This window comes from Pseudomonas sp. FP215 (assembly GCF_030687795.1).
Classification (GTDB): domain Bacteria; phylum Pseudomonadota; class Gammaproteobacteria; order Pseudomonadales; family Pseudomonadaceae; genus Aquipseudomonas; species Aquipseudomonas salmasensis.
The window spans coordinates 529,619-541,149 of sequence record NZ_CP117447.1 but is presented as its reverse complement, the minus strand read 5'-3'; the positions used below and the strand labels follow the sequence as shown (position 1 = coordinate 541,149).

Annotated in this window: 8 protein-coding genes and 1 pseudogene; 6 read left to right on the top strand and 3 right to left on the bottom strand. The window is 61.6% G+C overall.

Translation table 11 applies throughout. The features are described from left to right. The first annotated feature begins 11 nt into the window (after positions 1-11). Entirely contained in the window at positions 12-1,814 is a 1,803-nt protein-coding gene (locus PSH76_RS02355) for an acyl-CoA dehydrogenase (protein ID WP_305493538.1), read from the top strand. 3 nt (positions 1,815-1,817) lie between these two features. Here the strand turns inward: PSH76_RS02355 and PSH76_RS02350 are convergent, their stop codons facing one another. Together PSH76_RS02350 and PSH76_RS02345 are read right to left on the bottom strand one after the other, a co-directional pair. Beyond that, a complete protein-coding gene (locus tag PSH76_RS02350) occupies positions 1,818-2,111 on the bottom strand; it encodes a cell division protein ZapA (RefSeq protein ID WP_003187971.1) in 294 nt (97 codons plus the stop codon). Next, positions 2,108-2,338, bottom strand: a complete 231-nt coding sequence (locus tag PSH76_RS02345; protein WP_032893909.1) for a hypothetical protein — start codon at positions 2,336-2,338, stop codon at positions 2,108-2,110. The genes PSH76_RS02350 and PSH76_RS02345 overlap by 4 nt, the downstream gene beginning before the upstream one ends. A gap of 277 nt (positions 2,339-2,615) precedes the next feature. Here PSH76_RS02345 and PSH76_RS30665 point away from each other — a divergent pair. The 5 genes and pseudogenes from PSH76_RS30665 to selO form a co-directional block, all read left to right on the top strand. Further along, positions 2,616-3,338: pseudogene (locus PSH76_RS30665) on the top strand (MCP four helix bundle domain-containing protein); the annotation flags it as partial. Between the two features lie 30 nt (positions 3,339-3,368). Continuing rightward, positions 3,369-4,241: a methyl-accepting chemotaxis protein gene (locus PSH76_RS30660; RefSeq protein WP_370694794.1), complete on the top strand. Its 873-nt coding sequence runs from the start codon at positions 3,369-3,371 to the stop codon at positions 4,239-4,241. A 265-nt stretch (positions 4,242-4,506) separates the two neighbouring features. Next, positions 4,507-6,249 (top strand): potassium/proton antiporter, encoded by a 1,743-nt coding sequence (locus PSH76_RS02335; protein ID WP_003187967.1) that lies wholly within the window; start codon positions 4,507-4,509, stop codon positions 6,247-6,249. Between the two features lie 49 nt (positions 6,250-6,298). Further along, positions 6,299-9,682 (top strand): mechanosensitive channel MscK, encoded by a 3,384-nt coding sequence (gene mscK / locus PSH76_RS02330; RefSeq protein ID WP_032893912.1) that lies wholly within the window; start codon positions 6,299-6,301, stop codon positions 9,680-9,682. A 48-nt stretch (positions 9,683-9,730) separates the two neighbouring features. Next, on the top strand, positions 9,731-11,194 hold the full coding sequence (gene selO / locus PSH76_RS02325) for a protein adenylyltransferase SelO (RefSeq protein WP_305493537.1): 1,464 nt from the start codon (positions 9,731-9,733) through the stop codon (positions 11,192-11,194). Between the two features lie 41 nt (positions 11,195-11,235). Here the strand turns inward: selO and PSH76_RS02320 are convergent, their stop codons facing one another. After that, positions 11,236-11,460: a hypothetical protein gene (locus PSH76_RS02320; protein ID WP_032893914.1), complete on the bottom strand. Its 225-nt coding sequence runs from the start codon at positions 11,458-11,460 to the stop codon at positions 11,236-11,238. Between the last annotated feature and the right edge of the window lie 71 nt (positions 11,461-11,531).

Sequence of the window (11,531 nt, the reverse complement as noted above, 5' to 3'; positions counted from 1 at the left end):
GGTACGCCGCCATGTCCGAGACGCTGCTCAGTTCCCGCAATCTGGCTTTCGAGCTGTATGAAGTCCTCGATGCCGAGGGCCTGAGCCAGCGCGAGCGGTTTGCCGAGCACAACCGCGAAACCTTCGATGCCGCCATCAGCACGGCGCGCAATATCGCAGAAAAATACTTCGCCCCTCACAACCGCAAGAACGACGAAAACGAACCTCGCTATGAGAACGGCCAGGCGATCCTGATTCCGGAGGTCAAGCCGGCGGTGGACGCCTTCCTTGAAGCCGGCTTCCTCAACGCAGCCCGCAGCTTTGAAGCAGGTGGCATGCAACTGCCGACGCTATTGTCCCAGGCCTGCTTCGCGCATTTCCAATCGGCCAACGCCGCGTCGACGTCCTACCCGTTCCTGACCATGGGCGCCGCCAACCTCATTGAGAGCTTCGGCACCGAGGAGCAGAAACAACGCTTCCTGCAGCCAATGATCGACGGGCGCTTCTTCGGCACCATGGCCCTGACCGAGCCCCATGCCGGTTCGTCCCTGTCGGACATTCGGACCCGTGCAGAACCAGCGGCTGACGGCAGTTATCGGCTCAAGGGCAACAAAATCTTTATCTCCGGTGGCGACCATTCGCTGTCGGAAAACATCGTGCACATGGTGCTGGCCAAGTTGCCGGACGCTCCCGCAGGCGTGAAGGGCATTTCGCTGTTTATCGTGCCCAAGTTCCTGGTCAACGATGACGGCAGCCTGGGCGCTCGCAACGATGTGCTGCTGGCGGGGCTGTTCCACAAGATGGGCTGGCGCGGCACCACGTCCACGGCGCTTAACTTCGGCGATAACGGCAACTGCGTCGGCTATCTGGTGGGCAAACCGCACCAGGGCCTGAGCTGCATGTTCCAGATGATGAACGAGGCGCGCATCGGCGTGGGCATGGGCGCGGTGATGCTCGGGTACGCCGGCTACCTTCATTCCCTGGACTACGCCCGCGAACGGCCCCAGGGGCGCCTGCCCGATAGCAAAGACCCAAGCACCGCACCGGTGGCGATCATCCAGCACGCCGACATCAAGCGCATGCTGCTGACCCAGAAAGCCTATGTGGAAGGCGCCTTTGACCTCGGCCTGTACGCGGCGCGGCTGTTCGACGACACCACCACCCTGGCAACCGACACCGAGCGCAAGCACGCCCACGAACTGCTCGACCTGCTCACGCCCATCGTCAAATCCTGGCCGTCAGAGTTCTGCCTCAAGGCCAACGAGTTGGCGATCCAGATCCTTGGCGGCCACGGCTACACCCGCGAATACCCGGTGGAGCAGTACTACCGCGACAACCGCCTGAACCCCATCCATGAAGGCACCCACGGCATCCAGTCCCTGGACCTGCTCGGGCGCAAACTGGCGCAGAACGGTGGTGCCGGCTTGAAGCAGCTGATTCGCCTGATCGCCGAGACCGGCGCCCGGGCGCAAAAGCACCCTTCACTCACGGCACTGCGAGAGCCCCTGGAGCAACTGGTAAACCGGCTGCAAAGCGTGACGATTGGCCTGCTGACCGATCTCGCCCAAGGCAAGGTCAACAGCAGCCTGGCGAACTCGGCGCTGTACTTGAAAGTGTTCGGGCACACGGTGATTGGCTGGCGCTGGCTGGAACAGGCGATCCGCGCCGAAGAAGGGCTGGCCAAGGGCAACGCGGCCGATGCGGCCTTTTATAAGGGCAAGCTCCAGGCCGCCCGGTACTTCCTGACCTGGGAAGTACCGAGCTGCCATCATGAACTGGCGATTCTGGAGGCACGCGACGATACGTGCCTGGGCATGCAAGACGAGTGGTTCTAGCCCTCAGGGCTGACCGATCACCTTGGAAATCACATCGACCGTGGCGCTGACTTGCTCTTGGTAACGGTCGAGTTCCTGCTGGTGCGCCTGTTGCATTTCAATCTGCTCAGCGCACAGGTTCAGCGCAGCCAGTACCAATAGCTTGTCACCGATCAGGGTCGGGTACTTTTTCTTGGTAACGGCCAGGGAGGCCTTGAGCATGGTCACGGCATGCATCAGGGTCTGATCTTCGCCGGCCGGTGCCTTGATCGAGTAATCCTCTCCGAGAATCGAAACGACCTTTATGCCCTCACTCATGCGCTGACAGGCCCTGCACTCACACGCTCAACCAGCGCCTGGATGCGGGCGGCGGTGGCGCCGTGCTTTTCTTCCTGTTCCATCAGGTTCAGTTGCAGGCTTTCGTTTTCGTCCTTGGCGCGGGCCAGCTCGGCCGTGAGGGATTCGTTGCTGCCCAGCAGTTCTTGATTCTGCTGTACGAGGTCGCTGACCAGTTGTTCCAATTGGCTGAGGGATGCTTCTAACATTTTGATTTCTCGGGCGTTTAAAAAGGGCGGTGACGATAAAGAAAATTCACCTCGGATGCCAGGGTTATCCCTGGCCGCGCAGCCCGATGTTGCAAGGCCGGGCCGCACTTTCGAGCCTTAGTGACTGCATTTACCCGATCTGGTTCCTGAACTCACCCAACCCCTGGTCCGATGCGACAAAAGCGCGCGCCCCCTTAAGACTTTAGTCGCAGGGCCGATAAGGCGGGCACACCTCGTCTCATGGCCGCATGGATAGCGCCTCCCCCAGGACTCCAGCATGTCTCTTCGTAATATGAATATCGCCCCGAGGGCCTTCCTCGGCTTCGCGTTTATTGGCGCCTTGATGTTGTTGCTCGGTGTGTTCGCCCTGAACCAGATGAGCAAAATTCGTGCAGCCACCGAAGACATCACCTCGGCCAGCGTGCCCAGCATTCGCGCCTTGGATGAATTCACCCAACTCACCTTGCGCCTGCGCGTGCTGTCGTACCGCTTGCTGACCAACCGCGAGCCGGACGTACAGCAAAAGACCCTAGAAGCCTTTGAACTGCGCAATCAGCAGATTCGTACAGCCCAGGGCATCTATGAAAAACTGATTTCCAGCACCGAAGAGCGCAACGCCTACAACGAGTACGTGCGCTTGCTGGGCCAGTACCGCCAGATTGAAGAGCGCATGAAGAGCCTGTCTCGCGCCAATCAGGTCAACGAGCTGCGCACCCTGCTCAACACCGAGTTGCTGGACAACTCCGAGCAGGTCAACGCCGTGTTGACCCGCTTGCTGGATATCAATAACGACGACGCCAACGCCACCAACCAGCGCGCCAAAGACCAATACGACATGGCCTTTGACCTGGTGGTAGGCCTGCTGGTGGTTGCCACGGCGCTGACCTTGCTGTTCGCCTGGTTGCTGACCCGCAGCATCACCCTGCCCATCGCCCAGGCGCTGGAAGCCGCCGAAGAAGTCGCCGAAGGCAACCTGACGCGCCCGATCACCGTGGACGGCAGCGACGAAGCGGGGCGCCTGCTCGCGGCCATGGCCAAGATGCAGCACAAACTGCGCGACACCCTGCAACGTATCGCCGGCTCCGCCACCCAGCTGGCGTCTGCCGCTGAAGAGCTCAATGCGGTCACCGATGAAAGCGCCCGTGGCCTGACCCAGCAGAACAACGAAATCGAACAGGCCGCCACTGCCGTCAACGAGATGACCAGCGCGGTGGAAGAAGTCGCACGCAATGCGGTGAGCACGTCCGAAGCCTCGCGCAACGCCACTACGTCTGCCGGTGACGGCCGCGACCTGGTGCAGGAAACTGTCAGCGCCATCGAACGCATGAGTACCGACGTGCAGGCCACCGCTTCCCTGATTGGCGACCTGGCCAATGAGTCGCGGGATATTGGCAAAGTGCTGGACGTGATCCGCGGCCTGGCCGACCAGACCAACCTGCTGGCCCTGAACGCCGCAATTGAAGCAGCCCGAGCTGGGGAAGCCGGGCGTGGTTTCGCCGTGGTGGCCGATGAAGTGCGGGCGCTGGCCCATCGCACCCAGCAGTCCACCAGCGAAATCGAGCGCATGATCGGCAGCATCCAGACAGGCACCGAACACGCGGTAGATTCGATGCGCAACAGCACCGAGCGCGCCGAATCGACACTTAACATCGCCCGCGGCGCGGGCCTGTCGCTGGACACCATCAACACGGCGATTGTGGAGATCAACGAGCGCAACCTGGTGATCGCCAGCGCGGCGGAAGAACAGGCCCAAGTGGCGCGGGAAGTGGACCGCAACCTGGTAAATATCCGTGACCTGTCGGTGCAATCGGCCACCGGTGCCAGCCAGACCAGCGCGGCGAGCGGGGAGTTGTCGCGCTTGGCGGTGGACTTGAATGGGATGGTCGGCCGCTTCCGCCTCTAACCCTAAAACCCGCCCCACCCTTGTAGGAGCGAGCTTGCTCGCGAAAAACGCCAACGATAACGCGCGCTTGCTGAATGAACGTGGCGCCTGGGAGTTTTTCGCGAGCAAGCTCGCTCCTACAGAGGCAAGCCCTCTGCCACATTTGCCTGTGCGCGAATCAGAAAAAGCTTTTTGACAGCGCAGCAATTCAACAGGTTAGAATCCCTGGCACGCAGACTGCATGGTCAGTTTGCGTCCTGTCTTCCCCTGCCCTGGAGTACTGCCTTTGAATGCGACGACCATCAACAGCCTGTTCTTGATCGGCGCGTTGCTGGTGACTGCGAGCATTCTGGTGAGTTCGCTTTCGTCACGCCTGGGCATCCCCATCCTGGTGATTATCCTGGCCGTGGGCATGACCGCCGGGGTCGATGGCGGCGGCATCATTTTCGATAACTACCCCACCGCCTACCTGGTGGGCAACCTTGCCCTCGCCGTGATCCTGCTCGACGGCGGTTTGCGCACCCGGGTGGCGAGTTTCCGCGTGGCGCTGTGGCCGGCCTTGTCCCTGGCCACGGTGGGGGTGTTGATTACCACCGGCCTCACGGGCATGGCCGCGGCCTGGCTGTTTAACCTCAACATCATTCAAGGCTTGCTGATTGGCGCCATCGTCGGCTCCACGGACGCCGCGGCGGTGTTCTCGCTGCTGGGCGGCAAGGGCCTCAACGAGCGGGTCAGCGCCAGCCTGGAAATCGAATCCGGCAGCAACGACCCGATGGCGGTGTTCCTCACCGTCACCTTGATCGACATGCTCGCCAGCGGCCAGACCGGCCTGCACTGGAGCCTGCTCACCCACCTGATCCGCGAATTCGGCATCGGCGGCCTGGTAGGCCTGGGCGGCGGCTGGCTGATGCTGCAACTGGTCAACCGTATCAACCTGGCCAACGGCCTGTACCCGATCCTGGTGATCGCCGGTGGCCTGTTCGTATTCGCCCTGACCAACGCCTTGCACGGCAGCGGCTTCCTCGCCGTGTACCTGTGCGGGCTGGTGATCGGCAACCGCCCGGTGCGCAGCCGCCACGGCATTTTGCATATGCTCGACGGCATGGCCTGGCTGGCGCAGATCGGGATGTTCTTGGTGCTGGGCCTGTTGGTCACGCCTCACGATTTACTGCCCATCGCCGTGCCCGCCCTGGGCCTGGCGCTGTGGATGATCCTGTTTGCCCGGCCGCTGTCTGTGATGGTTGGCCTGCTGCCATTCAAGGCGTTCCACGGCCGCGAAAAGGCATTTATCGCCTGGGTCGGCCTGCGCGGCGCGGTACCGATCATCCTCGCGGTGTTCCCGCTGATGGCCGGCCTGCCCCATGCACAGCTGTACTTCAATCTGGCGTTCTTTATCGTGCTGGTCTCGCTGTTGGTGCAGGGCACCAGCCTGCCGTGGGTAGCCAAGTTGCTCAAAGTCACCGTACCGCCAGACCCGGCGCCGATCTCCCGCGCTGCCCTGGAAGTGCACGTCACCAGCGAGTGGGAGTTGTTCGTCTACCGCCTGGGCGCAGAAAAATGGTGCATCGGCGCGGCGCTGCGCGAGCTGAAAATGCCCGAAGGCACGCGCATCGCCGCGCTGTTTCGTGGCCAGCAACTGCTCCATCCGTCGGGTAGTACAGTGCTGGAAGTCGGCGATTTGCTCTGTGTGATCGGCCACGAACACAACCTGCCGGCCCTGGGCAAACTGTTCAGTCAGGCGCCGCAACGGGGCCTCGATTTGCGCTTCTTCGGTGACTTCGTACTCGAAGGCGACGCCCAGCTGGGCGCGGTTTCGGCCTTGTACGGGCTCAAGCTTGAAGGTATCGACCCGGACATGCCATTGAGCCGCTTCATTACCCAGAAGGTGGGCGGTGCACCGGTAGTCGGCGACCAGGTGGAATGGAACAACACCATCTGGACCGTCGCCGTCATGGACGGGAACAAGATTGGCAAAGTCGGCGTCAGATTCCCCGAAGGAAGTCGCCCGGGCCCCGGACTCTTCCTCTAAACTGCGGGACAACGACGCCCCGATTCTTCACTCTGCAAGACCGGTCTCTATGCCAACCCTGCGTACTTTTCTCGCCACTGCCCTGCTGGGCCTGACCCTTTGTGTTGGCAGCGTATACGCCGCCGACCCGCCCAGCGCCGAAGCCGTCCAGCAAAGCCTGGATAAACTGCCCGACCGCAAGCTGCCTGACGCCGACATGAAGGCGCTGCAGGCGACCCTGCAACAGACCCTGACCTACCTGGGCAATCAGCAGGACTACGAGCAGCGCCTGGCCGACCTCAAGCGCCAGCTGGAAGAGGCCCCGCGCCAGACCAACGAGAACCAGCGTGAGCTGGCGCGCCTCAAGGCCACCAAAATCATCCCGGTGGCCCAACGCTACGCCAGCCTGCCGGTGCCGCAGCTTGAGCAATTATTGGTGCAACGCAGCACCCAGCAAGGCGATCTGCAAAAAGAACTGGCCGACGCCAACAGCCTGACCATCGCCGCCCAGACCCGCCCCGAGCGCGCCCAGACCGAAATCAGCAGCAGCCAGACGCGCATCCAGCAAATCAACGCGACGCTCAAGCTCGGCAAAGACAACGGCAAGCCCCTCAGCAGCGACCAGCGCAACCAGCTCAACGCTGAACTGGCGGCCCTGAATGCCTTGATTCCCCTGCGCCGCCAGGAATTGGCCGGCAACAGCCAGCTGCAAGATTTGGGCAACAGCCAGCACGACCTGATCCAGGAAAAAACCGCACGCCTGGAGCAAGAAATCCAAGACTTGCAAACCCTGATCAACCAGAAACGCCTGGCCCAGTCCCAGCAGACGGTGACCCAACAGTCCATCGAAGCGCAGAAAGCCGGTGGCAGTAGCATCCTGGCCAAGGAAAGCGCAGACAACCTCAAGCTGTCCGACTACCTGCTCAAAAGCACCGACCGCCTCAACGACCTGACCCAGAAAAACCTGCAAACCAAGCAGCAACTGGACACCGTGACCCAAAGCGATTCGGCCCTGGACGAGCAGATCAACGTGCTCAAGGGCAGCCTGCTGCTGTCCAAGATTCTCTATAAACAAAAGCAGGCCCTGCCGCGTCTGACCGTGGACAAAGACCTGGCCGACGACATCGCCAACATTCGCCTGTACCAGTTCGAGGTCAACCAACAGCGTGAGCTGATCACCTCCCCCAGCGCCTATGTGGACAACCTGCTGGCCAACCAGCCGCCAGATGAAGTCACCCCGCAACTGCGCCGCACCCTGCTGGAAGTGGCGATCACCCGCAGCGACCTGCTGGAACGCCTGAGCCGCGAACTGAGCGCACTGCTCAACGAATCCATCACCCTGCAACTGAACCAGAAACAACTGCTCAGCACCGCCAGCACCCTGCGCGCCACGCTCGACGAGCAAATGTTCTGGATCCCCAGCAACAAGCCGCTGGACACCGAATGGCTGGAAACCGTGCCGGCGCACCTGAGCAAACAGGTCACCACCCTGCCCTGGGCGTCCAGCGTCAGCGAGTTGTATGACGGCCTGACCCAACGCCCGCTGCTGTTCCTGCCGTTGCTGTTGCTGATCGGCGCGCTGCTGTGGCGGCGCAATGCGCTGTATGTGCGCCTGAAAAAGGTTCACCAGGACATCGGCCACTTCAAGCGCGACAGCCAGTGGCACACGCCGCAGGCCATCCTGATCAACATCCTTTTGGCAATGCCCGTGGCCCTGGGCCTGGCGCTGTGCGGCTATGCCTTGCAGATCGACGCCCGCGGGCAAAACGCCAACCTGGGCGCGGCCTTGTTGCAGATCGCCCAGGCCTGGCTGGTGTTCTACACCGCCTACCGCATCCTCGCGCCGGGCGGCGTGGCGGAGCTGCACTTTCGCTGGGAAAGGCCCCAGGTCGAATTCCTCCAAGGCTGGATACGCAAACTTGGCCTAGTGGTACTGGCGTTGGTGGCCGTGGTCGCGATTGCCGAACACCAGCCGGCGGCACTGGCTGACGACGTGCTGGGCATCGCCGTGGTACTGACCTGCTACGGGCTGATGGCCTGGCTGCTGGGCCGCCTGCTGCTGAACAGCCCAACCCACGAAAAGGCCTCGCTGTTTCGCAAAGCGATCGGGGTGGTGTTCACCGCCCTGCCCATCGCGCTGTTTATTGCCGTGTGCTTTGGCTATTACTACACCGCGCTGAAGCTCAGCGACCGGCTGATCAACACCCTGTACCTGCTGATGTTCTGGCTGGTGATCGAAGCCACCTTTGTGCGCGGCCTGGGTGTTGCCGCACGGCGCCTGGCCTACGCCCGCGCCCTGGCCAAACGCCAGGCTGCCAAGGAGGCCGGTGACGGCGAAGCGGTGATCGAAGAGCCGACTCTGGACATCGAGCAGGTCAACGAACAGTCCATGCGCCTGATCCGCCTGGCCTTGCTCGGCGGCTTTATCGCGGCGCTGTACTGGGTGTGGTCGGACCTGATCTCGGTATTTTCCTACCTGGACAACGTCACCCTGTACGAATACACCAGCGGCACGGGTACGAATATCAGCATGGTGCCCATCAGCATCGGCGACCTGCTGGGCGCGTCGATCATCATCGGCATCACCTTCGCCCTGGCGCGCAACCTGCCCGGCCTGCTGGAAGTGCTGGTGCTGTCCAAGCTCGACCTGGCCCAAGGCAGCGCCTACGCCACCACCACCTTGCTGTCCTACATCATTGCCGGCGTGGGCTTTGTCACCACGCTCTCCACCCTCGGCGTGAGCTGGGACAAACTGCAATGGCTGGTCGCCGCGCTGTCGGTGGGCTTGGGTTTCGGCATGCAGGAGATCTTCGCCAACTTCATCTCCGGCATCATGATTTTGTTCGAACGCCCGGTGCGCATTGGCGACACCATCACCATCGGCAACCTGTCGGGTACGGTGAGCAAGATCCGCATTCGCGCCACCACCATCACCGACTTCGACAACAAGGACATCATCGTCCCCAACAAAACCTTCATCACCGGGCAACTGATCAACTGGTCGCTGACCGACACCATCACCCGCGTCACCCTGAAACTGGGCGTGGACTACGGCTCCGACCTGGACCTGGTGAAGGAATTGCTCCTCAAGGCGGCGCGCGAAAACCCACGGGTACTCAAAGAGCCGGAACCCCACGTGTACTTCCTCAACTTCGGCGAAAGCACCCTCGACCACGAACTGCGCATGCATGTTCGCGACCTGGGCGACCGTAACCCGGTGTTGGACGAGGTCAACCGCTACATCAACCGTGAGTTCAAGAAACAGCACATCAACATCTCGTTCCGGCAGATGGAGATCTACCTGAAGAACCTTCACGGCCAGGAATACAAATTGGTGCCGGCCGAAGACGAGCGCAAGACCATTGCCACGCCCCTCGACAAGCCCGACGCCCCCGAGCCTCCTGCAGGCAAAGTAGTGGATGCGCCGGAGCCGCCACCCAGCAAACTCGACTAAACGCCCTATCCCCAGCAGAATGCTCGGACATTCTGCTGGAGATGGCCGGTGAAAGCCCTCGACGAACTGACCTTCGACAACCGCTTCGCACGCCTGGGCGATGCATTCTCGACCCACGTACTACCAGAGCCCCTCGACGAGCCAAGCTTGGTCGTCGCGAGCAAGGCCGCCATGGCCCTGCTCGATCTCGACCCGGCCGTGGCCCAAACGCCGGTATTTGCCGAACTGTTCGGCGGCCACAAGCTGTGGGCCGAGGCAGAACCACGGGCGATGGTGTATTCCGGGCATCAATTCGGCGGCTATACCCCGCAGTTGGGCGATGGCCGCGGATTATTGCTGGGCGAGGTCTATAACGAAGCCGGCGAGCATTGGGATTTGCACCTCAAGGGCGCCGGGATGACGCCTTACTCACGCATGGGCGACGGGCGGGCGGTGTTGCGCTCTTCGATTCGTGAATTCCTCGCCTCCGAGGCTCTGCATGCGCTGGGCATCCCCACCAGCCGCGCCCTGTGCGTGATCGGCTCCAGCACGCCGGTATGGCGGGAGAAACAGGAACGCGGCGCCATGGTTTTGCGCCTGGCCCACAGCCACATCCGCTTCGGGCACTTCGAATACTTCTACTACACCAAGAAACCCGAGCAGCAGGCCGAACTGGCCGAACATGTGCTGAACCTGCACTACCCCGAGTGCCGCGAGCAGCCCGAGCCTTACCTGGCAATGTTCCGCGAAATCGTCGAGCGCAACGCCGAAATGATCGCCAAGTGGCAGGCTTATGGTTTTTGCCACGGCGTGATGAACACCGACAACATGTCGATCCTGGGCATTACCTTCGACTTCGGGCCCTTCGCGTTTCTCGATGATTTTGACGCGCACTTCATCTGCAACCACTCCGACCATGAAGGGCGCTACTCCTTCAGCAACCAGGTGCCTATCGGGCAGTGGAACCTCAGCGCGCTGGCCCAAGCGCTCACGCCGTTCATCAGTGTTGACGCACTCAAAGAAGCCCTCGGCCTGTACCTGCCGCTGTACCAGGCGCACTACTTGGACCTGATGCGCCGCCGCCTGGGCCTGACCACCGCCGAAGACGCCGACCCGCAGTTGGTGGAGCGCTTGCTCAAGCTGATGCAGAACAGCGGCGTGGACTACACACTGTTCTTCCGACGCCTGGGCGATGAATCCGCGGCACTGGCCGTGGCGCGACTGCGTGATGACTTTGTCGACATGGCCGGGTTCGACGCCTGGGCCGAGCAGTACAAAGCCCGCGTTGCGCGGGATGGGGATTACACCCAGGAACAGCGCCGCGAGCGCATGCACGCGGTCAACCCGCTCTACATCCTGCGCAACTACCTGGCCCAAAACGCCATCGCCGCCGCCGAATCCGGCGACTACAGCGAAGTGCGGCGGCTGCATGAAGTGCTGACCAGGCCGTTTGAGGAACAAGCGGGGATGGAGCAGTACGCGCAACGGCCGCCGGATTGGGGCAAGCATTTGGAGATTAGTTGTTCGTCGTAAGTCCTAAAGACGGTCGGATTATTCTGCGGTGAGTAGGCTCATCAGATCTGAGGCATACGCTGACGCTCCAGATCATAGGCCTCCACCCAGTCAGAAATGATGTCCAGTAGCCCACTCATTGGATGATCTTCATCTTCTCCTGTGATATCGAGCAGCTCATCAATCGCCTCGACCAAGGCGCCATAATCATCTTCGGTTTGGGGTTTGCGCAGCAGCGTTGCAACGTAAGGCCAATGCTCAATGGCCAGTTTCAGAGCGTCGTTCATGTTTTGTCCTTTTATCGAGTGTTGATAAACCGCGTTGCCGACACCAGATTGAAGCCAATAGCCGCCCCCAA